The organism is Cellulosimicrobium arenosum (assembly GCF_014837295.1).
GTDB classification, from domain to species: Bacteria; Actinomycetota; Actinomycetes; order Actinomycetales; family Cellulomonadaceae; genus Cellulosimicrobium; species Cellulosimicrobium arenosum.
Genome location: NZ_JACYHB010000014.1, coordinates 98248 through 121087 on the forward strand (window position 1 = coordinate 98248; position 22840 = coordinate 121087).

25 protein-coding genes and 1 riboswitch are annotated in these 22840 nt (G+C 69.7%); of the genes, 10 read left to right on the forward strand and 15 right to left on the reverse strand.

All coding sequences use genetic code 11. The features are described from left to right. Positions 1-413: 413 nt before the first annotated feature. The 5 genes from IF651_RS14995 to IF651_RS17885 form a co-directional block, all read right to left on the reverse strand. Positions 414-572 carry a DUF6760 family protein gene (locus IF651_RS14995; protein WP_191829939.1) on the reverse strand — a complete coding sequence of 53 codons (159 nt, stop codon included), beginning with the start codon at positions 570-572 and terminating at the stop codon, positions 414-416. Continuing rightward, positions 569-1033, reverse strand: a complete 465-nt coding sequence (locus tag IF651_RS15000; RefSeq protein ID WP_191829940.1) for a hypothetical protein — start codon at positions 1031-1033, stop codon at positions 569-571. The genes IF651_RS14995 and IF651_RS15000 overlap by 4 nt, the downstream gene beginning before the upstream one ends. After that, complete coding sequence (locus tag IF651_RS15005; RefSeq protein ID WP_191829941.1) at positions 1033-1479, reverse strand: phage tail protein; 447 nt, start codon at positions 1477-1479, stop codon at positions 1033-1035. Before IF651_RS15005 ends, IF651_RS15000 begins: the two co-directional genes overlap by 1 nt. 44 nt (positions 1480-1523) lie before the next feature. Beyond that, complete coding sequence (locus IF651_RS15010; protein ID WP_191829942.1) at positions 1524-3089, reverse strand: phage tail sheath family protein; 1566 nt, start codon at positions 3087-3089, stop codon at positions 1524-1526. 243 nt (positions 3090-3332) lie between these two features. After that, positions 3333-3527 carry a hypothetical protein gene (locus tag IF651_RS17885; RefSeq protein ID WP_241744516.1) on the reverse strand — a complete coding sequence of 65 codons (195 nt, stop codon included), beginning with the start codon at positions 3525-3527 and terminating at the stop codon, positions 3333-3335. Between the two features lie 161 nt (positions 3528-3688). Between IF651_RS17885 and IF651_RS15020 the strand changes: the two genes are divergently transcribed. From IF651_RS15020 to IF651_RS15045, 6 genes are all read left to right on the forward strand, one after another. Beyond that, a complete protein-coding gene (locus IF651_RS15020) occupies positions 3689-4129 on the forward strand; it encodes a DUF6153 family protein (protein ID WP_191829943.1) in 441 nt (146 codons plus the stop codon). Positions 4130-4227: 98 nt separating this feature from the next. Further along, positions 4228-4863, forward strand: coding sequence for a DUF305 domain-containing protein (locus IF651_RS15025; RefSeq protein ID WP_191829944.1), 636 nt, complete (start codon positions 4228-4230; stop codon positions 4861-4863). A gap of 190 nt (positions 4864-5053) precedes the next feature. Continuing rightward, on the forward strand, positions 5054-5869 hold the full coding sequence (locus IF651_RS15030) for a F510_1955 family glycosylhydrolase (RefSeq protein ID WP_191829945.1): 816 nt from the start codon (positions 5054-5056) through the stop codon (positions 5867-5869). Positions 5870-6018: 149 nt separating this feature from the next. After that, a riboswitch (cyclic di-AMP (ydaO/yuaA leader) is annotated at positions 6019-6177 on the forward strand. 140 nt (positions 6178-6317) lie between these two features. Next, positions 6318-6974 carry a C40 family peptidase gene (locus IF651_RS15035; protein WP_338403993.1) on the forward strand — a complete coding sequence of 219 codons (657 nt, stop codon included), beginning with the start codon at positions 6318-6320 and terminating at the stop codon, positions 6972-6974. A 125-nt stretch (positions 6975-7099) separates the two neighbouring features. Then, entirely contained in the window at positions 7100-7471 is a 372-nt protein-coding gene (locus tag IF651_RS15040) for an ArsR/SmtB family transcription factor (protein ID WP_191829947.1), read from the forward strand. Then, positions 7468-8484 (forward strand): cation diffusion facilitator family transporter, encoded by a 1017-nt coding sequence (locus tag IF651_RS15045; RefSeq protein ID WP_191829948.1) that lies wholly within the window; start codon positions 7468-7470, stop codon positions 8482-8484. The genes IF651_RS15040 and IF651_RS15045 overlap by 4 nt, the downstream gene beginning before the upstream one ends. A 47-nt stretch (positions 8485-8531) precedes the next feature. On the opposite strand, the gene IF651_RS15050 is transcribed toward IF651_RS15045, so the two are convergent. The 9 genes from IF651_RS15050 to IF651_RS15090 form a co-directional block, all read right to left on the reverse strand. Then, positions 8532-9932, reverse strand: a complete 1401-nt coding sequence (locus tag IF651_RS15050) for an NADH-quinone oxidoreductase subunit N (protein WP_191829949.1) — start codon at positions 9930-9932, stop codon at positions 8532-8534. Positions 9933-9941: 9 nt separating this feature from the next. Further along, on the reverse strand, positions 9942-11459 hold the full coding sequence (locus IF651_RS15055; protein ID WP_338403995.1) for a complex I subunit 4 family protein: 1518 nt from the start codon (positions 11457-11459) through the stop codon (positions 9942-9944). A gap of 4 nt (positions 11460-11463) precedes the next feature. Further along, a complete protein-coding gene (locus tag IF651_RS15060) occupies positions 11464-13410 on the reverse strand; it encodes a proton-conducting transporter transmembrane domain-containing protein (protein ID WP_191829950.1) in 1947 nt (648 codons plus the stop codon). Beyond that, a complete protein-coding gene (locus IF651_RS15065; protein ID WP_191829951.1) occupies positions 13407-13721 on the reverse strand; it encodes an NADH-quinone oxidoreductase subunit NuoK in 315 nt (104 codons plus the stop codon). The genes IF651_RS15060 and IF651_RS15065 overlap by 4 nt, the downstream gene beginning before the upstream one ends. Further along, positions 13718-14281 carry an NADH-quinone oxidoreductase subunit J gene (locus tag IF651_RS15070; RefSeq protein WP_191829952.1) on the reverse strand — a complete coding sequence of 188 codons (564 nt, stop codon included), beginning with the start codon at positions 14279-14281 and terminating at the stop codon, positions 13718-13720. Before IF651_RS15070 ends, IF651_RS15065 begins: the two co-directional genes overlap by 4 nt. Further along, positions 14278-15234, reverse strand: coding sequence for a complex I subunit 1 family protein (locus IF651_RS15075; protein WP_191829953.1), 957 nt, complete (start codon positions 15232-15234; stop codon positions 14278-14280). The genes IF651_RS15070 and IF651_RS15075 overlap by 4 nt, the downstream gene beginning before the upstream one ends. Then, complete coding sequence (locus tag IF651_RS15080) at positions 15227-16303, reverse strand: hypothetical protein (protein ID WP_191829954.1); 1077 nt, start codon at positions 16301-16303, stop codon at positions 15227-15229. The genes IF651_RS15075 and IF651_RS15080 overlap by 8 nt, the downstream gene beginning before the upstream one ends. 8 nt (positions 16304-16311) lie before the next feature. After that, positions 16312-16557: an NADH-quinone oxidoreductase subunit A gene (locus IF651_RS15085; protein WP_191829955.1), complete on the reverse strand. Its 246-nt coding sequence runs from the start codon at positions 16555-16557 to the stop codon at positions 16312-16314. A gap of 365 nt (positions 16558-16922) precedes the next feature. Beyond that, positions 16923-17513, reverse strand: coding sequence for a DUF305 domain-containing protein (locus tag IF651_RS15090; RefSeq protein WP_191829956.1), 591 nt, complete (start codon positions 17511-17513; stop codon positions 16923-16925). A 469-nt stretch (positions 17514-17982) separates the two neighbouring features. Here IF651_RS15090 and cmtR point away from each other — a divergent pair, with 469 nt between their 5' ends. Then, positions 17983-18342: a Cd(II)/Pb(II)-sensing metalloregulatory transcriptional regulator CmtR gene (gene cmtR, locus IF651_RS15095; RefSeq protein WP_028708027.1), complete on the forward strand. Its 360-nt coding sequence runs from the start codon at positions 17983-17985 to the stop codon at positions 18340-18342. After that, entirely contained in the window at positions 18339-18935 is a 597-nt protein-coding gene (locus tag IF651_RS15100) for a cadmium resistance transporter (protein WP_030153505.1), read from the forward strand. Before cmtR ends, IF651_RS15100 begins: the two co-directional genes overlap by 4 nt. Before the next feature lie 66 nt (positions 18936-19001). Here the strand turns inward: IF651_RS15100 and merA are convergent, their stop codons facing one another. After that, positions 19002-20450 carry a mercury(II) reductase gene (merA, locus tag IF651_RS15105; RefSeq protein WP_141390710.1) on the reverse strand — a complete coding sequence of 483 codons (1449 nt, stop codon included), beginning with the start codon at positions 20448-20450 and terminating at the stop codon, positions 19002-19004. A gap of 78 nt (positions 20451-20528) precedes the next feature. Here merA and IF651_RS15110 point away from each other — a divergent pair, with 78 nt between their 5' ends. Further along, positions 20529-20918: a heavy metal-responsive transcriptional regulator gene (locus IF651_RS15110; RefSeq protein WP_028708020.1), complete on the forward strand. Its 390-nt coding sequence runs from the start codon at positions 20529-20531 to the stop codon at positions 20916-20918. 678 nt (positions 20919-21596) lie between these two features. Then, a protein-coding gene (locus IF651_RS15115) for an IS3 family transposase (RefSeq protein ID WP_422110495.1) occupies positions 21597-22798 on the forward strand; the annotation gives its coding sequence in 2 pieces (ribosomal slippage) (positions 21597-21863 and positions 21866-22798; 1200 coding nt in all). The last annotated feature ends 42 nt before the right edge of the window (positions 22799-22840 follow it).

The window sequence follows — 22840 nt, forward strand, 5'->3', positions numbered from 1 at the left end:
GGCACGGCCGGGCCGGGCAAGGCCGCCGCCGCTTCTACGGGCGCGGGTTCCGCGGGTGCGACCTCGGGCATCAGGAGCGCGAGCTCGTCGTCGGACGAGACGACGACCCGCTGCACCTGCCGCGCCCCGTCGCCGTCCACGACTCCCGACGGCGCACGGTGGTCCACCGCGTGCCCCATGGACCCGACGAACGTCGGGTTCGACCATGACGCGAGGGACGACGCGAACTCGGTCGGCGCCGTCGTCGTCCGGAGATCTCCCAGCGTGCGCTGCAGGGGTGGGACGAAGGCCCACCCCACGTGCGGTCTCGCGCTCGCGGGACCGGCCGGACCGGCGTCGGGCACGGTGGCCGTGCCGGATCCCGCCGACGCCCCCGGCCGTGCCGCCCGGCGGCTCCACGGCCAGCGCACGCCTCAGCCCCCCTCGGACAGGCGCGTGTTGATCTTCGAGATCTCGCGCACGTACCGCTGCCGGACGCCGTGCTCGAGGTCGAGGATGTCGTCCGGCGACCAGTGGAAGTGGAAGGCGACGTACGCGATCTCCTCGTACAGCCGGTCGGTCGCGTACGTCACGATTCCCCCAGGCGGCCGCCGGCGAGGTCGATGGTGAAGCGGTGCGAGCACTCGGGGCACGTGACCGCAGCCTTCGTGTGGCCCTCGGCGTTGACCCGGCGGTAGAAGTCCTGCAGGAACGCGACGTCGGACGCGAACATGTTCTCCACGACGTTCGTGGAGATGCTCGACATCGAGCCCAGCGAGGTGATGACCCGGCTGAGCAGGACGACCGTGGTGAACGCGGCGTTCTCCTGCACGCGCGAGTCGTACAGCGGCAGCAGCTCGTCACGGGCCGTGGCGAGGCGCATGGTGCCGCGGGTGTGGCGCACCCCGTCGGCGTCGACGAACCCGCGCGGGAGCTCGAAGTCGAACTCCGTGCGCAACGGCGCGGGCGTCCCCGACGACCGCCCGGCGCCGGGCGTCTCCTGCTCGCCCGGCGCGTCGCGGTCCAGGGTCTCGAGGGCTGGACCGCGCTGCATCAGGCCACCGTCATCTCGTCGTAGGAGACGGTGAACTTCTCGGTGGCCGGCTCCGTGGCCCCTGCCTTCATCGCGGAGACCTCGACGCTCGACACCCAGCAGTTCGTGAAGTTGTACGACTGCAGCGTGGTGCCCGCGTAGTCGAGGAAGGCGACCGACGCGGTCTTGCGGGACCCCTTCACGTCGCCCGCCATGACGGTCTTGAGCCAGTCCGAGATCGTCTTGCTGTCGGTGAGCCCGCGCGTCACCGTGAACTCGCCGGCCTTCGGCCGTCCGATGAGGTTGCGGACCACGTACTTGCCGTCGGACGTCTGCTGCTTGTGCTCGATCTTCTCGACCTCGGCCTTGATGCCGCTGACCTCGACGACCTTCGGGACCTGGATCCCGTCGATCGTCACGATGAACCCGTTCGCGGCGGACGAGTCGAGGGGGTCGGCGAGTGGCATGATGCGCTCCTTGTGTGCGGTGGATGTCAGGAAGGCCGGTCGCGCTACTCGGCGACGAGGCTCGTGCCGCCCGAGAACTGGGACAGCTGGAAGATGACGAACTCCGCGGGCTTCACCGGGGCGATCCCGACCTGGCACACGACCTGGCCGGCGTCGATGCCCTCGGCCGGGTTGGTCTCGGAGTCGCACTTGACGAAGAACGCCTCGTCGGGCGTGAGCCCGAACAGCGCGCCCTTGCGCCACTCGTTGACGAGGAAGCTCGCGATCGTGCGGCGGATCCGCGCCCACAGCGCCGGGTCGTTGGGCTCGAACACGACCCACTGCGTCCCGACGAGGATGGACTCCTCGAGGTAGTTGAACAGGCGTCGCACGTTGATGTAGCGCCACGCCGGGTCGGACGAGAGGGTGCGCGCACCCCACGCCCGCACGCCCCTGCCGGGGAAGGCGCGGATGCAGTTGATCCCGACCGGGTTGAGCAGGTCGTTCTCCGCGCGGGTGATGTTCGTCTGCAGGGTGATCGCACCGCGGACGACCTCGTTCGCCGGCGCCTTGTGCACGCCGCGCTCGCCGTCGTTGCGCGCCCACAGGCCCGCCATGTGCCCCGACGGCGGAGCGAACACGTTGGTCCCCGACAGCGGGTCGAAGATCTTCACGTACGGCCAGTAGAGGGTCGCGTACTTCGAGTCGTAGCCGGCTCCGGAGACGCGCCACTCCTTGACCTGCTGGGCGTTCAGACCGGGCGGCGGGTCGAGGATCGCCATGCGGTCGCCCATGAGCTCGCAGTGCGCGATCATCGCGAGCTGGACGGCCTGGAACGTCTCCAGGTCGATCGCGTCCTGCTCGAGCGCCGCGACGAGGTCGGGGACCGCGACGATCGTGACGTCGTCGATCGCCTCGAGGCCGCTGAAGCCCGTGCGGTCGGCCGCGTCGCCGATGTAGTCCTCGGCACCGAGGTCGTCCGTCGACGGCGGCTCGGGCTCGGGCTCGGGTGCCACGAGCTCGACGGCGCCCTTGTCCGGCTTCATGAGCGCGCTGCCCTGGGCGACCTCCTCGATCATGATGATCTTCGAGTCCGCCTTCACCTTCGTCGCGACGTTGTCCGCGCCGCGCTTGGTCGTGACGTTGTCGAAGGACTCCGCCTCCTTGCCGTCGACCTTGATCACGAGCTTGAACTGGTCGTCGGGCGCGGAGTCGCCGCCGGCGTCCGCGACCTCGACGGAGATCTTCTTCGGCTTGCCGGACGTGGTGCCGTCGAGCGCGGTGACCCGGTAGCCGCCCAGGGCCGCCACCGGCGGTCCCGCGAGCGCCTTCGGGGCGTTCTTGCCACGGCCCGACGACGCGGGCGCCGCCCCGCCGATCCGGACCACGTAGCAGTTGCCGCCGCCGTTGAGGAAGTACCCGTACACCGAGTGCGCGAGGTACGAGCCGGGTACGAAGTCACCGAACGTCTGCGAGAACTGGGACCAGTTGGACACGAGCGTCGGCTCGTTCACCGGACCCTTGGCCGCGAGTCCGACGAACGCCGCGACCGACGTACCGACCCCCTCGATGGGCCGGGAGCCGGCCTCGACCTCTTCCACATACACGCCGGGAGAGAGATACGTCGTCATGTCGTCGTCGCCTCCTAGAGAACACGCTGGTGAAGACAGCGTGGCCCGGCAGTGGCGTCGTGTTCAGGGCCGGTCGGCTACCTGGCAGGGCAGAGCGCGCTGCCCGATCGGGCGGTGCAGGCGGCGGTGGCGAAAACCCCCCGGTTCGCGCTCTGCGGCGGCAGAGTTTCCGGACGCTCGTTCTGCGACGGTTTCTACCCGGCGTGTGAGTTACGACGCTCGATGGCGTGGTTCTTGGATCGATCAGTGGCCGATGAGGAGAGTTTCTCGGGCGGCGTCGACGATCTCGGGGGTGAGCACGTGGAGGTCGTTGACCTGCTGGATGCGTTCGATCTGGGTGGCGAGGCGGTCGAGGACCCGGAAGTTGCCGGCGGTGATGCGGGTCCTGCGCGCAGAGCTGCACGCGTGCGTGGCGGTGTGCGTCGCGTGCGGGGCCAAGTGTGAGTAGCACGCAGATGCACGAGCACTGCGCGGTGTGCGCGCGCTCGTGCCGGGCGTGCGAGCAGGCGTGCCGAGAGCTTCTGTCCGCGCTCGGATGAGCCCGTGGCGAGGGCTGGTCTTGGAAGAACTGCGGGGGCAGTGGTTAGGCTGACCGGGACATGAACCTCATGGCATCGTTCCGCTCGCTGCTCGCCGGTCGCCGGCGAGGGCTTTCGGGTGCCCTGCTGATCGCGGCGCTCCTGCTGGGCGTCGTGACGATGCATGCGATGAGCGGGTCGGCCAACACGCACGTGGGTCCCGCGGCGGCGATCATGGCCAGCCCCGATCACCACGACGCCCCGACCTCAGAGGTCGGGGCGCAGGAGACCGGGGCGCACGGACACGACGCGCCGGGCGGGTGCACCGACTGCGGGGGCCACGAGATGGCGTCTGCCATGTGCTTGATGGTGCTGGTCGCGCTGCTGGCCTTCACCCGCCCGGGAGCGAGCCTGCTGGCGCGTCTTGCTCCGGTGTGGTCGCCCCTGGTCGAGGCTCGCTGGACGCCGACGGTCGCCGGTGCCGCACCGTCGCTGTACGTCCTGGGGATCTCTCGAACGTAGGAACCACACGCCGTCGACGCGCGCGTCGACCGTTTCATGCCCCCTTCTTGTGGGGCCCGTGTGTGGTTTCTAGGTGCTGACTTGAGAGGTCCTTTCCCATGAACTTCAAGCGTGTGCTTGTTCCGGCGATCGCGCTGGTTACCGCCGCGAGTCTCGCGGCGTGCTCGAACGACGACGAGCCCGGGCACGACATGGCGTCGATGTCCTCGACCGAGGCCGGGGAGCAGGAGAGCCCGGCAGAGGGCGACTGGTTCAACCAGCAGGACGTCGACTTCGCCCGGATGATGGTTCCTCACCACGAGCAGGCGATCGAGATGTCCGACGTCATCGTGGCCAAGGAGGGCGTCGACCCTCAGATCGTCGACCCTCAGATCACCGACCTGGCGAACCAGATCAAGGACGCCCAGGGACCCGAGATCGAGCAGCTGACGACCTGGCTCGGGGAGTGGGGCTCGCCGCTTCCGGAGTTCGACTCGATGGACTCCATGGACCACGGGTCCATGGACGGGATGATGAGCGACGAGGACATGCAGGCCCTGCAGGACGCGCAGGGCGCCGAGGCAGGGCGCCTGTTCCTCGAGCAGATGATCGTCCACCACCAGGGCGCCATCGAGATGGCTCAGACCGAGGTGGACGAGGGCAAGAACGAGGACGCCGTCGCGATGGCGCAGCAGATCGTCGACACCCAGCAGGCCGAGATCTCCACCATGGAAGACCTGCTCGCCTCGTTGTGACCCTCGCCCCGCGGCGCGTGCACTGCGTCGCGCACGCACCGCGGGTCCTTTCCGAAGGACTGCCTCGATGAACCCTGCCCTGAAGAGATGGGCGAGCCGGTGCGCAGCAGCAGGAACCGTACTGCTGCTGGCCGCCTGCACCCCAACCCCGCCGCCTGCGAACACCCCCACGAGCCAGCCGCCACAGGACGTGGCCGAGTTCGGCCACGTGCACGACGTGCAGGTCGACCCGGTCGACAACACCATCCTGGTCGCGACCCACACCGGGGTATGGACCGTGCCGGACCCGTTCGGCGACGAACCAGCACGACCGGAGCGGGCCGGGGAAGGCCGACAAGACACGATGGGCATGACCCTCGCGGTCGACGGCACCATCTACGCCTCCGGCCACCCCGCGCCGGGGGAGCAGACCGACCTGAAGGCGCACAACCTGGGCCTGATCCGCAGCACCGACGGTGCCGCGACCTGGGAGCAGGTCTCCTTGACCGGGGAGGTCGACTTCCACGCGCTGAGCACCGCGACCACCAGTGCTGGCACCGTGCGCGTCGTCGGCCTGGACTCGGCTACCTCCCGCCTGCTGATCAGCGACGACTCCGGAGCAACCTGGACACCGGGGGCAACCGTGCCGGCTCGCGACGTGCACGTCATGGACGGCGACCCGGAAACCGTCTTGGTCACCACACCGACAGGCCTGCAGGTCAGCCACGACGCGGGACAGACGTTCACCCCGGACCGGGACGCGCCCACCCTCGCGTTCGTCGAGGCAGGGCTCGGGGCCGAGCTGATCGGCCTGGACCCAAGCGGCACCGTGTGGACCAGCACCCCAGGCGTGGAGCCTTGGACCGCGCACGGAGCCACTCCCGGCCAGGTGCAGGCCATGACCTATGTGCCCGACGACAGTCCCGGGAACCAGCCGTGGATTGTCATCGTCACCGACACCGGCCTGTTCACCAGCCGCGACCTCGGCGCGAGCTGGGACCCGGTGCTCGGCCAGGAGACCGGGTGAGACACCGGCCGGCCGCGCGCCGACAGACCAATCCCGCCCCACCCGCCGCGAACCGACCGTGCCCGCACGGTCGCGCGCGGCGAACCACCCCATGCTCCTCCCGGGACATCCGCGAGGGATCCAAGAGAGCGCCGAACCCTGTCACCTCTTGGAGCACACCACCAACACCCATGACAGGGACGGGGGAACCACTCAACCGGGCACCACGGTGCCCTCGGGGTGAAGCCGCACCGCACCCAGCGGTGAGGCCGGGTCACTCTCCGACCCGAACCCGACAGCTCACCCCGCAGGCGCGAAGGAGAACACCATGACCGCACGAAAGCCGGGACGCCACCGCGCGTCCCACCGACCCATCACACCCCTGACCCCGATAGCCCGCGCAGCCCAGGAAGGATCAGCCAACACCGCCCGCAAGGGCGCCCTGCTCGCGGCAGGATCTGGCCTGCTCGTGTCGGTGTTCGCGGCACCGGCCAGCGCCGCACCGAACACCGACCGCCCCAAGGCCGTCTCCAGCGTCAACCTGAGCGCGCTGACCGAGCCCGCCCGCCAGGCGCTCAGCGCCGCCCCAGCGGTCACCGTCTCAGCCGACGCCGCGTTCTTGATCGAACAGGCACCGGTCGCGGTCACCCCCGCCCCCGAACCCGAACCCGAGCCGGAGCTGGAGCCGGAACGCCAGGACCGCTCATCCCGCAGCCAGGAGCGCGCTCCCTCTCCGCAAGAGCAGGCGGGCACCGGTGCGGCCCAGGCTCCCGTCGACCTTCCGCCGTCCGCGGCGGGCTCGAGTGTGGTCAGCGTCGCGATGCAATACCTCGGCGTGCCCTACCAATGGGGCGGGACCACACCGGCAGGATTCGACTGCTCCGGGTTCACGTCCTACGTGTACGCCCAGGTCGGCATCAACCTGCCCCGCACGTCCTCCGAGCAGCGGTATGCAGGCACCGTCATCTCCCGCGACCAGGCACAACCCGGTGACCTGATCTGGAGCCCGGGCCACATCGGCATCTACGCCGGGGACAACATGCAGATCGAGGCGCCCTCACCCGGCAAGACCGTCCGGTACGGGCAGATCTGGCAGTCCAACCCGACCTACATCCGCGTCGGCTGACGCGTGAAGGGCCCCACCAGCCAGGTGGGGCCCTTCACTTTCCTCACGCAGGCGTACCCGTGCGGGGTATAGCTTCCCTTTCACATACCCGGCCGCAGTCGTCGGCACCGCGGTAGTATCTGCGTATGAACGAAGATGTGAAGATGTGCACATTCGGAGTAGCGTCGCAGTACGTGGACCTAGCCGCTGAGGTCTTCACCCTGCTGGCCGATGCGACGCGCATCCGGATCGTGCTGGCGCTGCGGGGCGAGGAGCTCTCGGTCAACCACCTGGCTGACGTCGTGGCCATGTCCCCGACCGCGGTATCCCAGCACCTGGCCAAGCTCCGATGGGGACGGATCGTGCGGGCGCGTCAGCAAGGCAACCGGGTCTTCTACTCGCTGGTCGACGAGCACGCCCGCACCCTGGTGACCCAGGCAGTGTTCCAGGCTCAGCACACCGTCGACGCAGAGCCGGCCCACCACGATGCCCACCCCGACCACGGGCGGCCGTCGTGAGCGAGGACGTCCGGCCCGAGGAACACCACGACCATGTGCATGGGCATACCCACCCGACGGGCCTCAAGGGCTGGCTGCACGAGGACTTCGTGCCGCACTCCCACGACGTCACCGATTCGATCGACGATGCTCTGGAGGCCAGCAACGAGGGCGTACGAGCAGTCAAGGTCAGCCTCGTCGTGCTCGGCATCACCGCTGCAGCGCAACTGGGGATCGTCGCGATCAGCGGGTCGGTCGCGCTGCTCGCGGACACGATCCACAACTTCTCCGACGCACTGACCGCGGTCCCGCTGTGGATCGCGTTCGTCCTCGGCCGCCGCGCAGCGACCACGCGATACACCCACGGGTACGGACGCGCCGAAGACCTCGCCGGTCTGTTCATCGTCGCGATGATCGCCCTGTCCGCCGTCGTCGCCGGCGTCGAGTCGATCCGTCGCCTGGCCGACCCGCAGCCCCTGGACAACCTCGGCTGGGTCATGGCCGCGGGCGTCGTCGGGTTCGCTGGAAACGAGGCCGTCGCCGTCTACCGGATGCGGGTCGGACGCCGCATCGGCTCGGCCGCGTTGGTCGCCGACGGCGTGCACGCCCGCACCGATGGGTTCACATCATTGGCCGTCGTCCTGGGCGTCGTCGGCGTCTGGGCCGGCTTCCCGATCGCCGACCCCCTCGTGGGCCTGCTCATCACCGCCGCCATCCTCATCCTGCTGTGGGGCACCGCCCGCGACGTCGGGCGCCGCCTCCTGGACGGCATCGACCCTGACCTCACCCACCGCGCCCGGCGTGCCCTCGAATCCGAGCCCGGGATCGTCGGCGTCGAAGACGTCCGACTTCGGTGGACCGGCCATCGCCTCGCCGTCCAGGCCAGACTGCTCCTGCCCGCTGGCACCACGGTCGCAGGCGCTGACCGGACGGCGGCCGCCGCCGAGCACGCCGTGCGCCGAGCGCTGCCTGCGGTCGGGACCGTGGACCTCACGGTCACAGCGGCTGCGAACGCACCGATCACCGGCAGGTAGCAGTGACCCGTGGCCTTCTCGGTGCTCTGGTGGTCATCTGTGGAGACCTACGGGTAGGTGGCCATCAGCCCGACCGTGATGCCGAGAAGCAGGCTCGCCACGGCCGCTACGTGCAGCACGGCAGCAGCCGGTGCGGAAGCCGTCCCTCGTGCGGGACGGGCTGAGGCCGTGGCGCGGAAGGCCGGCGCGATCCAGCGAAGGTAGTAGAACAGGCTGGCGACGGAGTTGGCGGCTGCCAGCACGGTTAGCCAGGCGAATCCTTGGTCTGCTGCCGTGGTGAACGCCGCGAACTTTCCGAGGAAGACCGCGGTCGGCGGTGTGCCTACGAGGCCAAGGAGGCAGACGACCAGGCTCACGAGGAGCCACGGCCGCCCCGCGACCCCCGCGGCCCAGCCGATCAGGGTGGTGCGTCGCGGCAGAGATGCCGCTGCCGCGAACGCCCCGATGTTCGTCGTGGCATAGGCGGCGAGGTAGAGCTGCAGGGCCGGGGCGGCGAGATCCGCACCGGCGGCGGCCACGATCATGAGCAGGTAGCCGACCTGGCTGATGGTGGAGTAGGCGAGCAGGCGTAGCAGCGACTGCTGCCAGAACGCCGCCAGGTTTCCCAGCGTCATGCTCGCGGCGGCCACGACGGCGACCACGACCGGGAGGCCGGCCGGGGCGTCTGCGAACGGTTCGTCGACGAGACGGAAGGCTGCGGCGAGGGCTCCGAGCTTGGGGATGGTGGAGATGCAGGCCGCGATGGCCGGGCTGGTGCCGTCGAGCACGTCCGGCACCCAGAAGTGCACCGGGACGGCACCGGCCTTGAACAGCACGGCGGTGAGCAACCCGAGCGCAGCGACCGCGACGAGGGCGGGCGCGGTGCTCGCCGTGGTGCCGCCGAGCAGCGCGTAGGTCGTCCGCCCTCCGTCCAGGACGAGCGCGGTGACGCCGACCAGGAGCACGACGCCGACGAGGGCGCTGAGGAGGTAGTACTTGAGCGCGGCCTCGGTGGCACGGGCGTCTTTGCGGAACCCGGCCAGGGCGTACAGCGGCACGCTCGCCAGCAGGAACGCGGCCACGAGCATCAGGGCGTCGCTCGCGGCGGCGAGGGCGTCGGCGCCGAGGACGGCCAGCAGGACCAGGACATAGGCTTCGGTCTCGCGCGGGTGCCCGGAGATCTCGGTGCGCAGCAGGACGACGACGGCGAGCGCGGCTGACGCTGCGGCGAGGCGCACGACGGTGGTGGTCGCGTCCACGGTCCAGGTCCCGGCGAACACCGTGCGGGCAGGTCCTGCGAGCGTCGATAGCGCGGCCGCAGCACTGCCGAGGCAGCCGGTCGCGGCGACGACGGCGACGCGCCGTTGGGCCCGCTGAGGCGTCCACAGGCCCAGGAGCAGCCCACCGACCGCGGCGACCAGCAAGATGATCTCGGGCAGCAGGGCGAGGGGGTCCTCGTGCATCGGCATCACGGCGGCCTACCTGGCGACGAGGGCGACCAGGTCGTCGGCCGCCGGGCCGACGACGTCGAGCAGCAGCCACGGCAGCAGGCCGACGGCGACGCTCAGCGCGAGCAGCGGGACGATGGAGACCCGCTCGGATGCTGTCAGGTCCTGGATGCTGCGAGCATCGACTCCGTCGGGCACGGTGAGGTCGCCGGTCAGCAGATGGCGCAAGGCGCGCAGGAACAGCCCGGCCGTGAGCAGGATGCCCAGGACCGCGACGGTCACCGCGACGGGTACCCCGGCGAGCGACCCGGCGAAGATCTCGAACTCGGCCACGAAGCCGGACAGCCCGGGCAATCCCAGGGAGCCGAACGCCGCCACGGCAAGGACGACGCCGAACCCCGGCATGACGCGCGAGAGGCCGCCCCACTGCGAGAAGGCGTAGGAACGCCCGCGTGACCACAGGATGCCGGCCACGAGGAACAGCGCGCCGGTGAGCAGACCGTGGCTGACCATCTGCACGACGGCGCCGGTTGCTGCAACGCCTGCGGACCCGATGTCGTCTGCGGCGTCGCCGTTCTCGCGTGCCAGCACTCCGACGGCACCGAGGCCGAGCAGCACGTAGCCCATGTGGTTGACCGAGGTGTAGGCGATCATGCGCTTGAGGTCGGTCTGGGCGAGCGCGACGAGCGCGCCCCAGAGCACGCTGACGACGCCGATGACGACGATCCAGGTGGCCCAACGCTGCCAAGCGTCCGGCAGGGTCGGCATGGCGATCCGGACGAACCCGAAGGTGCCGAGCTTCAGCAGCACGCCGGCCAGGACCGCCGATCCTTCGGCAGGTGCGTCGGTGTGGGCGGGTGGCAGCCAGGTGTGGAACGGAAACACGGGGGTCTTGACGGCCAGCCCGATGAAGAGGGCCAGCAGCACGAGCGAGGCGGTGCCGGGCGCGTCATGCCAGGGCGGATTCGCGGTGAGCCGCACGATGTCGAACGTTCGTGGCGTGGATCCGAGGAACAGGCCGATGAAGCCGAGCAGCAGCGCCAGCGATCCGACGAACGTGTACAGGAAGAACTTCAGGGCGCTGCGCTGCCGGTCGCCGTGTCCCCACCCCGCGATGACGAAGTACATCGCGACGATCGACAGGTCGAAGAACAGGAAGAACAGGATGAGGTCGAGAGCGGCGAACGTTCCCAGGCAGGTGGTCTCGAGCAGCAGGAAGATCGCCGCGTGGCTGCGGGCCCGCTCGGGTCTGCGCAGCGACCAGATCGCGCAGCACCAGAACAGGACGGCGGTCAGGGCCATGAGCGGAAGAGACAGTCCGTCGAGGCCCACGTGGTAGGAGGCGTCCACGGTGGGGATCCAGCGCACCTTGACGTCGTACTGGATCCCACCGTCGGGGTCCAGACCCCACCAGGTCCAGGCGACCATGGCAACGACGACCGACGACGCCGCCACCCACCCCCATGCCGCCGCGCGTTCAGGGACACGGGCAGCCATCAGGACGATCCCGGCGACCGCGGGAAGCAGGACGAGGACGGTCAGCAGCACGGCGTCACCTCACGATCAGCAGGACGAGGAACAGCACACCGACTCCGACGGCGGCCTGGGCGTAGTACTGGTGCAGCAGACCAGTCTGGGGTCTGCGCGCCAGCACGCCGAGGTGACCGGCCGTACCCGCGACTCGCCGCACCGCGCCGTCAAGGACCCGGTCGTCGAGAACAGCGGTCCGTCGGGCTGCTCCGACCGTCCCGACGGCAGCGCCCTCGACAGCTCCGTCGATGCCCCGCACGTCCGCGATTTCGACGATACGAGCAGTGGCAAGGACGCCGGCAGACAGCGCCATGACGCCATGGTCGAGAGATCGGTCCGTACGGTCGGCGGCCCGAGCGAGGCCCAACGCTCCGCGCCCGACGGCGCGCAGCAGCGCAAGTGTGCCGAGCCACGGCGCCAGACTGGTGCGTTCGAACGCCCCAGCCACAGCTGGCCGAGCCAGGACGACGGCGCCGACCACCAGCGCCAGGCTCCCCGACAGCACCAGTGCTCCCACCCCCGGTCCCTGGCCCGGTGGTACACCCAAGAGGTCGGCGGCGGCGTCGCGCACAGCCGGTAGCGCCACGGCTCCCAACGCGACGGCCGATGCCGCGAGCACGAGGGCCGCGACCGTCGTCGCGGCCGACACCCGCTGCGCGGAAGGGCCCCGCCACGGAGCCAGGACGAGCGCCACGATCTTCGCGGCGTAGGCGGCCGAGAGCGCCCCGGCCGTCAGCGCGACCACGTGCAGCACGGTACCGGCGGGCAGGCCGGCAGCCTGGACCCCAGCGAGCACCTCGTCCTTCGTCGTCCACAGCGACAGCGGCGGGATCCCCGCCAGCACCGCGGCGCACGCGACCGCTGCGACGCCCACCGCGGGCGTGCGACGTGCCGCTCCGCGCAGCCCGGCGAGCTGCTTGGTGCCGAGCGTGCTGAGCCATGCGCCGGCAGCCACGAAGAGCCCCGCCTTGACCGCGGCGTGAGCGGTCAGGTGCTCGGCACCACCGAGCAGGCCGGCGTCGGAGCCTGCGGCTGCGGCCCCCGCACCGAGGACGACGAACCCCATCTGTGCAGCGGTGCTCGCCGCGAGGAGCTGCTTGAGATCGGTCTGCGCCACGGCGACCGCGCCCAGCACGAGAGCGGTGGACGCGCCGGCCCAGACGACGACCACCGTCGCCGGGCCGGCGAGCCCGTCGTGCAGACGCAACAGCAAGTAGCCGCCAGCGGCGACCATGGTGGCGGAGTGCAGCAGCGCGCTGACCGGGCTCGGCCCTTGCATCGCCGCGGACAACCAGCCCGAGAACGGCAGCTGGGCAGACTTTCCGAGCGCAGCCAGCACGACGCCGGTCGACGCCACTCCCAGCCATGGTGATCCGAGGCCGACAAGATCGAGGGACAGGCTCCCGCTGCCGGCGAGGACGGCACCGGCCGCGACATACAGGCCGAGGTCGGTCGCCCGGGTAGTGAGCAGCGCGGTGGTGCCCGCAGCAGTCTTGCCCGCCGCGCGCCACCGGAAGCCGATCAGGGCGTAGGAGGTGGCACCCATGAGCTCCCAACCGACGAGCAGAGCAGGGAACGTGGTGGCAGTGACCGTGAGCTGCATCGCCGCGACGAACAGCAACCAGTAGCCGAAGAATCGTGCCCTCGAGGACCGCGCCTCGTGGTCGGCGGCGGCGAAGACGGACACCACGAGGGCCACGGCGGCCACGGTCACCGTCAGCACGGCAGAGAGTCCGTCGACCGCCAGGCCGACATCCGCACCGTCGACGACCGCTCGGCCACCGCTGCTCAGGAAGGGCACCGATAACGAGGCTCGCGTGACGGCCGCGGTGCCTGCGAGGAACACGCCCGCGACACCGAGCACGAGGGCGAGCGGGACGGCGCCGCGATCGAACCGATGCCTACCCAGCAGCAAGAACATCCCCCCGGAAGCGGGCAGCAGGACCAGGGCGAGCAACGCCGCGCTCATCCGCCGAGCTCCCCGGCTGCGTCGACCGTGTCGACCTGCTGCGCGCGGTAGATGGCCAGTGCCACGGCGAACCCCATGGCCATCTCCACTGCCATGACGACGGTCGCCATCAGGATGAGCACCTGTGCGTCCGGAAGCTGCGGCGTCAAGAAGTACCAGGCCGAGCCGGCAGCAAGGAGCACACCGTTGACGACGAGCTCGAGCCCCATCATGACCATCACGATCGACTGCTGCGACAGCGCGCCGAACAATCCTGTGCCCACCAGCGCGGCAGCGATCGTCAGGACGATCTGCAAGGTCAGCACGCTCATCGAGGCAGCCCTCCACGGACGGGGTCGTCGGGTCTTCCTCGGTCCAGGTCGGGCCCGAACCGGTCGTAGCGCCCGCGGTGCGTCGCCAGCGTGATGCCGGCGACCATCGTCGCCAGCAGGACGACGCCGACGACGATCATCAGCAGCATCTGCGGACCCATGATCGCTTCACCGACCTGACGCGTGGGATCGGCCGGCGGCGAACCGGTGCGCTCTGGCCAGTCCACCGTCCAGATGCCGACGACCAGCACGACGAACACCGTGGCCCCCACCGCGGCGGAGCCCTTGGTGTTGTGCACCATCGTCATCGGCATGAGGCCGGCCGGGTTCATCATCAGCATGATCATGAACACGACCATGATCGCCATCTCGATCGTCATCATCAGGATCGTCAGCAGCCCGAGGTAGTGAAGATCCATGACCAGCAGCGCCGCGCCGGTCGCCAAGAAGGACGCCAACAGACAGAACGTGGCGCGAGCCATGGAGTCGACGACGAACACGAGCACCCCGGTGCACACCGCCGCGGCGCCGAGGGCTGAGAGCACGAGCAGCTCGGTCATCCGTAGAAACCTCCCAGGACGAGGACCGCGACGACGGCCGTCTGGAGGATGGTCAACGGCAGGAGGACCATCCAGGCGATGTCGGCGAACCGCTCGGGACGCACCAGCGGGAGCCGTCGACCGACACCCACGAGGAAGGCCATCACTGCCAGCGTCTTGATTGCGTACCACCAGGCCCCGGGCAGGACGGGGCCGTCCTCGGCCCCGAGGAACCAGGCCGCCGCGGTCGCGGACGCGACGCCGAGGAAGACAGCACGCCCGAGCTCGACCAGCAACCGGTCGAGACCGGCAAGCTCGCTCAGCACCCCCTCGGCGATGTCCCGTGCGGCCGGCGCGCCGAAGGGGCCCCAGAAGGTGAAGGCCGCCGCGCCCAGGAGGAACACCAGGAGTGCGACAGGCATGGTCCACACGAACCACGCACCACCCGCTTGGGCGGCCACCACGTCGGTGGCGCGCAAGGAACCGGCGCCCACACCTACCGTGATGATCGCGAACATCAACGGCAGCTCGTAGGCGAGACCCTGGGCGAGGAACCGATAGGCGCCCACCAGGGAGTGCACCGCGTTCGGCGCCCAACCCAGCATCCACACGGCCACCCACAGCAGCGCTTCGGCTGCGTTGAACCAGACCAGGTCAGCAGACGTGGAGACCACGCTGTGACCTCCCAGCGGGAGCACCGCGGCGGAGGTCAGTGCCAGCACCGGCACAGCGCAGACGGCGAGGGTACGCAGCAGCCGGTCCGGGGCCACGGTGGTGCGCCGCTGACCCAGCAACAACCGCATACCTTCGCGCACCGGTGCGGCCGCGGCCGGCACAAGGACCGCCCGGGAGCCGACGCGGACACCGGCGCGGGCCACCGCATCAAACCACGCCAGGACGAGCCCGAGCACCAGCGCGCCGGCCACCACGCCCAGTCCCGCCCACACCGACGTCCAGGTGGTCGGATCAGCCATGCCCGCCCCCGTGGTGGCCGCCCGCGTGCCCGACGTGCGCGTCACCGTCCTCGCCTTCACCGTGCGCCGGGGTGCGTCCCGGACCGACGACGACGCTCGCCACAGCGAGGCGGGCGCCGGCGAGATCCGCGCCCTGGAGCGCCGTTGCCAGCTCCTGCGGGTCGACGACAAGATCGCGTCCGCCCGCCGGAGAGCCTCCGCTCAGCACGTCGCACCAGCGGTGCAGGACATCCGCGGCATTCCCGCCGGCCAACGCGGGCCCGCCGCCCAGCGACCAGGCCAGCACGCGGGAGCGTGCGAGCCGGTGCGCCGACCGTGCGGCCTGCGCCACGGCGCCGGGCCGTTGTTGGCGGACGGCGGCGCGAGTCTCACGCCACCGCCGCAGGGTCGGCGCGGGCCCGGTCAGAGTGAGCAGCCGGACCAGCGCATCGAGCGCGTTCTCCTGCGGGCCGACCGTCCCAGGGTGCGCGTCGTCGACCCAGTGCACCGCGACGTCGGACAACACGTCGCCCTGCATCGACGCCTCGACGACCAAGCCGTTGGGCCATCCGGGCAACCAGGGTCCCAGCTTCACGCGCAGGGCCTCGAGGTCGAGTCCGTCTCGGTCCGGTGCCGAGGACGCCATCGGCAGACCGGCGACGTCCATACCATCGTGACTGTGCCCCCCGTGACCGTCACCGCTCTCGGAGCCGTCATTGCCGGCGTGCTGGTGGCCGCCGGTGCCCGGGCCCTGACCCGCCCACGGGTCATCGGGTCCGTCGTCGGACCGTTGCGCCTCCCACGCCCGCAGGTGGCGAGCCGCCGCATCCAGGCTGGCTTCCACATCGGACGATGTCGCCACGTGGACCCGCGACCGTGGTGCAGGCACCTGGGCCCAGAGCAGCTCGACGGCGGCCGCGAGCTCCGCGCCGGGACTGCCGGCGACGACCAGCAGGTCGGCGTCGGCAGGAGAACGTGCCAGGGGCCAGCCCCTGCCCAGCAGCGCTGACTCGACCACACTCCCGGCCGCGCGGCCGTCAGACCCAACCACGACCAGCACATGGGGCCGCGCCAGGGAGAACCGGGCCACCCGCGCACTCAGACCCATCGCAGCGCCCCCTCCCGCCAGGCGTAGACGACACCGACCAGCAGGACCCCGAGGAACCCGAACATCTCGACCACGGACGTCGCACCCGTCTGCGCCACCACCACCGCCCACGGGTACATGAAGATCATCTCCATGTCGAAGGCGAGGAACAGCACACACAGGGCGTACCAGCGCACGTGGAACCGCGAGACGGCGTGCTGGGCCGGAAGGTTGCCGGACTCGAAGGGCAGGCTCATCGCTGGAGTGCGGGCAACGGTCAGTGCCGTCGCGGCGGCCTGCAGCCCGGTCAGAACTAGCCCTATACCCAGAACGAGCCCGGCCAGAGCGATCACGGTGCGCCTCCCTCACTCGGCGCCGGCGGAGCGTGCGCTCTCGCCTGCGGGTAACCCATGATGCCGATGACCTGCCGTGGCAGCACCCCGGCACCATCCGAACGTCCGACGGCGGTACGCCGCCGTGCGTCCGGTGGTCTCTGCTACGGTCCGTGCTGCTTCCTGAGGTGAAATGACCCGGCTCCCGCGTGTTCCCGCTTCGCGCTCGGCGACGGGCGGATGAGGGTTCGTTCCGTGAGCCATCGAGGAGCTCATGTCTATTGGTTTGCTCAGGAGTCGTCGGACGGCTCGAAGTCGGGGACTGGCCGTGCCGCCGCTTCCTCCGGTGTGGAGGCGATGCCGTTCGCCGCTATGTCCGAGATCAGCCACTCCATCTCGGCGATCTCGACATGCTGCGTGGCGCTGATCCCGTCGGCGAGCTGACGGACCCGGAGGTCGTCGATATCGGCGCGGTCGCTCGTCAGGATCGCGATGGAGTGGTGGGGGATCATGCCCTTCATATAGGCGCGGTCGTCGACGAGCGCCTGCGTCCTGGAGAGGGCGAGGGCGCCGGTGCCCACGACGAGCGCGACGAGGACGATCGCAACGTTGACGCGCACGTCGCGGTACATGTGCCCCCACATGAAGCCGAGCATGATGATCGCCATGGCCGAGCCCATGAGCACGGCCATGTAGACGCGCTCCTCACTGAACCGGATGTGGTCGGCGGCGAAGACGTTGGTATAGGTGAGGCCGAACATCACGACGGTGGAGGTTGCGATCATCGCCGTGAATCGCCCGTAGGTACGCCACCGTCTTGTCCTGTCACGACGATCCTCGCGACCTTCACGACCGTCGTTCTCGTCCACCTGGCCAGTCATCTTGCGCCCCTCCGCTCGTCGGTTTCACGACCGTAGACGCGTAGTGGCCCGCTCGCCGCCGCTGACCACTCAAGGTGTGTGGTGCAAAACCTGATCACACGGTGTTCTTTGGGCGTTTGACGCCGCGTTCACAGCGGACGGTGGCCTGACCGCGAGGACACGGCGACTACCACTAGGCCGAGGAGACACCAACCACGCCGTCTTCACCCAGCCGGACCAGCGCGGACATAGTCCGTGGACGACCGTTCATGGAACACGAGCGGCGGTCGGGTCTCAGTTCGGCGCGTCGTGTCTCATGGCCTGTGGCCTTGGCCGTTATGTGGCGGGGTTCTGTCGCCGCTTCGTGAGTTCCCTGATGATCGGGCGAATCGTCCCGTGGGTCGATCCCCAACTGACACAGCCTCGTTCGCACGCTTAGCGACTCCGGGCTGCGTAAAACCACTTCAGTCCTCGCTGTATAGTTCAGCGCATGCTGACCATTGCTTCTCGCCTGGACGTGATGAACCGGTTGGGCCGCGCGCTGGCCGACCCGACCAGGTCCCGGATCATCCTGACGCTGCTCGACCGGCCGGCCTACCCGGCAGAGCTGGCCCGCGATCTGGACCTCACACGCTCCAACGTGTCCAATCATCTGGCGTGCCTGCGCGACTGCGGCATCGTTGCTGCCGAACCCGAGGGCCGCAAGACGCGCTACGAGATCGCCGATCCCCACCTGACGCAGGCGCTGACCGCCCTGGTTGACGTCACCCTCGCGGTTGACGAGAACGCCCCGTGCATCGATCCTGCCTGCTCGGTGCACGGATGCGACGCAGCAGAGGCGGGCGCGTGATCCTGGCTGCGGTCCTGCAGGCAATCGGCCTGTTCATCGCGACCAACATCGACGACATCATCGTGCTCTCCTTGTTCTTCGCCCGCGGCGCGGGCCAACGCGGGACGACCACCCGCATCTTGGTCGGCCAGTACGTGGGGTTCGCCTGCATCCTCGGTGCCGCTGTGCTGGTGACTATCGGAGCCGGAGCATTCCTGCCCTCAGCAGCTATCCCGTACTTCGGGCTCATCCCCCTGGCCCTCGGTCTCTGGGCTGCATGGCAAGCCTGGCGCGGAGACGATGACGACGATGACGCCAAGGTCACGGGCACGAAGGTCAGCGCGTGGACCGTCGCAGGAGTCACCTTCGCCAACGGCGGAGACAACATCGGCGTCTATGTCCCCGTCTTCCTCAGCGTGGAACCCATCGCAGTGGTCGCCTACTGCCTCGTCTTCCTCGCGCTCGTCGCGGTCCTGGTCGTAGTCGCCAAGTTCGTTGCCACCCGGCCGCCGATCGCTGAAGTCCTCGAGCGCTGGGAACACATCCTGTTCCCCATCGTCCTGATCGGCCTCGGCATCGTCATCCTCGTCAGCGGAGGAGCGTTCGGTCTCTGACGGAGCCAAAGCGAACGAGAGAGGTCGCCAGGCTCGACGCTCCGGTATAGGGATCCCTGTGCGGGTTCATGCTGCGCAGCAGGAGAGTTTGGTGATGTCGGTGGTGAAGGTTTGGGCGGTGAGTTTGAGGCCTTCGGCCATGGTCAGGTAGGGGCTCCAGAGGTTGGCGACCTGGTCGGTGGTCATGCCGGCCTCGAGGATGTAGACGCCGGCGGCGGCGAGGTCACCGGCGTCCTGGGCGAGGGCGGTGATGCCGATGATGCGGCCGGTGTCGGCGTCGGTGACGATCTTGATGAGCCCGCGGGTGTCACGGTTGACGATGGCGCGCGGGACGTGCGCCAGGGGCAGGATGCGGCTGTCGCAGCGGATCCCGGCAGTGCGGGCCTGCTGGTCGGTCATTCCGACGGAGGCCAGGGCGGGGCTGGTGAACACGACCCGGGGCAGGTGGCGGTAGTCGACCTCCCGGCCGGCTCCGGTGAGGGCGTTGTCGGCGACCAGGGCGCCGTGGGCCGCGGCGACGTACACGAACTGCGGGTGGGCGGTGACGTCACCCGCGGCCCAGATCCGCGGGTTCGTGGTGCGCAGGTGGCTGTCGATGATGACCTCGCCGCGCTTGCCGGCGCGCACGCCGATGGTGTCGAGGCCGAGCGTGCCGGTGACCGGGCGGCGGCCGGTGGCAACGAGGAGCTCGGCCGCGCGGAGCTCGTGTGAGCCGTCGGCGGTGGTGGCGGTGACCGTGACCTCGCCGGTGGCCGGGTCGCGGCGCACCGCGGTGGGCACCGCGCCGCGGATGATCTCGATGCCTTCGTCGGCGAGGATTTCTTCCAGGGCGGTGGCGGCCTCGGGTTCCTCGTGGGAGGCCAGCCGTGAGCGGACGAGCATGGTGACCTGGGCACCGAGGCGGGAGAAGAGCTGGGCCTGCTCCATGGCGACGTAGCCGCCGCCGATGACCAGCAGCGACTCCGGGACGTGGTCCAGCTCCATCGCGGTCGTCGAGGTCAGATAACCGGCCTCCTGCAGGCCGGGGACCGGCGGCGCCCAGGGCGTGGAGCCGGTAGCGATGAGGTGGTGCGCGGCCCGGACGGTTTCCGCCGTGCCGTCCGGGCCGGTCACGCGGAGTGCCGGCTCAGTCGGTGTGCCGACGAAGGTGGCCTCGCCGGGGTGGAGGGCCCACCCGTACTCGGCGGCCAGGGCCGCGTACTTCTCGCTGCGCAGCGATCCGACGAGCTTGTCCTTGCCGGCGACCATGGCGGGCATGTCGACCGGTGGGGCGTCGGGGAGTGGCAGACCGGGGAACCGGGCGGCGTCGAGTGTGACGTGGCGGGCCTCGGCGGCCGCGAGCAGGGCTTTGGAGGGCACACACCCGGTGTTCACGCAGGTACCGCCGATGGTGCCGCGCTCGATCATCACCACCCGCTTGCCCAGGGTGGTGGCGCGGATCGCGGCCGCGAACGCCGCCCCACCGGACCCGATCACTGCCAGGTCATACGACCTGCCCTTGTCCGTTGCCGTCATAAGTCCTCCCTTGTTGCCGCGCCTCAGGACCAGGATCGACCTTCCAGTGCACTGGAAGGTCAAGGCAGAATGAGTGGCATGCGGATCGGTGAGGTGGCTCAGGCGTCGGGCACGACAGCTAAGACCCTGCGGTACTACGAGGACGTCGGACTCCTCCCCGACCCCGACCGCAGCCCGGCGGGGTACCGGGACTACGGCCCCGAGGTGCTCGACCGGCTGCACTTCATCCGCCGGGGCCAAGCCGCCGGGCTGACCCTGGCCCAGATCGGCCAGGTGCTGGCCATCCGAGACCGGGGCCAGGCCCCCTGCCAGCACGTCACCGACCTGCTCGACACCCGCCTCGCGGTCATCGACCGGCAGCTCGCCGAGCTCGCGCAGCTACGCACCACGATCGCCATCCTGCGCGAGCACGCCACCACCGGCGACCCGGCCACATGCTCCCCCGAGGACGTCTGCCGCTACCTGTGACCCGCGAAGGTCACCGGCCCGTGGCACCATCGCGACATGGCCGATGACACCCAGCAACGATGCTCGTGCTGCGGCCGCCAGCGGCCACGAAGGTCGCTCCACGCACTCGGGAGCGAACCGGCCTACATCTGCCGAAGGTGCGCGCTCTGGGTCGCCCTTCGCATCGCTCGCGACTGAACGACTCCGCCCGCAACGCGGGCACGCCGCCGGCCGCCGGCGAACATCGTCGGATGGTGCGCGAAGGAACCAAAGGGCGCGAATGACGACCAATCATCACGCCGCCAGCGCGATCGCGGGCGCCCGTTGCCGCACTCCTCATCCGACGGTCTGAGCTCCACCGCCTGGCAGCGGTCCGAAGCCTGGAGAGGGCATCGGAGCCGGACGGGACCCCCTAACGCTCAGTGGTCCGCCCTCGCAGCGGTTGCGGTCGGTCCAGTTGTCCGTCCCGTAGGAGGAACCCGTTGCGGAGGCGGTGCAGGTCATCGGCGGAAACCCACGCCCGAATGTTCGCAAGACCGCCCGAGAAGGGTTGTCCGGTGACGGTGCGTCATATGGGACGGCCTGTCGTCCCGTAAACGAAGGCGGTCTCAACCCACCAACGCACCACGAGGGGGTCTGCCCCGAGTTTGGTTGACACCTGATCTCTGAGGTTCCGGCCTCAGGTGGAAGGATGTCCCCGTGGCAAAGCCCTACCCCAAGGAGTTCCGCGACGACGTCGTGGCCGTGGCCCGCAAGGGCCAGGCGCCGCTGGCGCAGATCGCGAAGGACTTCGGCATCTCCGAAGGCTCGCTGGCGAACTGGATGAAGCAGGCCGACGTCGAGGACGGTCGCCGGCCTGGTCTGAGCGAGGCCGACAAGTCCGAGCTGCGAGAGCTGAAGAAGCGCAACCGTCTGCTGGAGCAGGAGAACGAGGTCTTGCGCAGGGCGGCTGCGTACCTGTCCCAGGCGAACTTGCCGGGAAAATAGTCTTCCCGCTCGTCCGTGAGATGGCCGCGACCGGTGCCCCGATCAGGGTGCCGGTCGCGGTGGCGTGCAGGGTCCTGGGCCGCTCGACCCAGGGGTACTACAAGTGGCTCAAGGACCCCGTGTCTGCCCGAGACTGGGACGACGCCCACCTCATCGACGTGCTCTACGACCTGCACGCCGACGACGCGACCCTGGGCTACCGGTTCCTCACCGACGAGCTGGCCGACGAGCTGGCCGACGAGCGCCAGATCACCGTCGGGGAGAACCGCGTGCACCGGCTGTGCCGGGTCGCGGGCATCACCGCCTCACACCACAAGAAGCGCGGCACGACGGGCAAGGCAGGTCCAGCACCGCACGACGACCTGCTCGCCGTGGTCGACGAGCACGGCGTGGTCCGGCACGAGTTCAGCGCCACCGCCCCGAACCAGGTCTGGCTGTGGGACATCTCCGAGCACCCCACCCGGCAGGGCAAGCTCTACATCTGCGCGATCAAGGACGTGTTCTCCAACAAGATCGTCGGCTACTCCATCGACTCGCGGATGAAGGCGTCCCTCGCCATGGCCGCGATGCGCAACGCGATCGCACTGCGCTCACCGGCCGAGACCATCTGTCACTCCGACCGCGGCGGTCAGTTCCGGGCGAAGAAGGTACAGCGGCTCCTGACCAACAACCACCTGGTCGGGTCGATGGGCCGCTCCTACGGTGCCGGCGACAACGCCAGCATGGAGAGCTTCTTCAGCCTGCTGCAGAAGAACGTCCTGGACACCCGACGCTGGGACACCCGCGAAGACCTCCGCCTCGCGGTCGTGACCTGGATCGAGACCAAGTACAACCGTCGACGCCGTCAGCGCGGCCTCGGCAGACTCACCCCGGTCGAGTTTGAGATGATCTACCGGACCGCAGACGCGGCCTGACTACCGCACACCCCGAGTGTCAACCAGACCGGGGGCAGACCC

What these genes read in the sequence shown, in the direction of transcription:
- IF651_RS15000 (WP_191829940.1), bottom strand. Translation starts at nt 1,033, where the DNA reads ATGCAGCGCGGTCCAGCCCTCGAGACCCTGGACCGCGACGCGCCGGGC.
- IF651_RS15005 (WP_191829941.1), bottom strand. Translation starts at nt 1,479, where the DNA reads ATGCCACTCGCCGACCCCCTCGACTCGTCCGCCGCGAACGGGTTCATC.
- IF651_RS15010 (WP_191829942.1), bottom strand. Translation starts at nt 3,089, where the DNA reads ATGACGACGTATCTCTCTCCCGGCGTGTATGTGGAAGAGGTCGAGGCC.
- IF651_RS15020 (WP_191829943.1), top strand. Translation starts at nt 3,689, where the DNA reads ATGAACCTCATGGCATCGTTCCGCTCGCTGCTCGCCGGTCGCCGGCGA.
- IF651_RS15025 (WP_191829944.1), top strand. Translation starts at nt 4,228, where the DNA reads ATGAACTTCAAGCGTGTGCTTGTTCCGGCGATCGCGCTGGTTACCGCC.
- IF651_RS15040 (WP_191829947.1), top strand. Translation starts at nt 7,100, where the DNA reads ATGAACGAAGATGTGAAGATGTGCACATTCGGAGTAGCGTCGCAGTAC.
- IF651_RS15050 (WP_191829949.1), bottom strand. Translation starts at nt 9,932, where the DNA reads ATGCCGATGCACGAGGACCCCCTCGCCCTGCTGCCCGAGATCATCTTG.
- IF651_RS15060 (WP_191829950.1), bottom strand. Translation starts at nt 13,410, where the DNA reads ATGAGCGCGGCGTTGCTCGCCCTGGTCCTGCTGCCCGCTTCCGGGGGG.
- IF651_RS15065 (WP_191829951.1), bottom strand. Translation starts at nt 13,721, where the DNA reads ATGAGCGTGCTGACCTTGCAGATCGTCCTGACGATCGCTGCCGCGCTG.
- IF651_RS15070 (WP_191829952.1), bottom strand. Translation starts at nt 14,281, where the DNA reads ATGACCGAGCTGCTCGTGCTCTCAGCCCTCGGCGCCGCGGCGGTGTGC.
- IF651_RS15075 (WP_191829953.1), bottom strand. Translation starts at nt 15,234, where the DNA reads ATGGCTGATCCGACCACCTGGACGTCGGTGTGGGCGGGACTGGGCGTG.
- IF651_RS15085 (WP_191829955.1), bottom strand. Translation starts at nt 16,557, where the DNA reads ATGAGCCTGCCCTTCGAGTCCGGCAACCTTCCGGCCCAGCACGCCGTC.
- IF651_RS15090 (WP_191829956.1), bottom strand. Translation starts at nt 17,513, where the DNA reads ATGACTGGCCAGGTGGACGAGAACGACGGTCGTGAAGGTCGCGAGGAT.
- cmtR (WP_028708027.1), top strand. Translation starts at nt 17,983, where the DNA reads ATGCTGACCATTGCTTCTCGCCTGGACGTGATGAACCGGTTGGGCCGC.
- merA (WP_141390710.1), bottom strand. Translation starts at nt 20,450, where the DNA reads ATGACGGCAACGGACAAGGGCAGGTCGTATGACCTGGCAGTGATCGGG.
- IF651_RS15110 (WP_028708020.1), top strand. Translation starts at nt 20,529, where the DNA reads ATGCGGATCGGTGAGGTGGCTCAGGCGTCGGGCACGACAGCTAAGACC.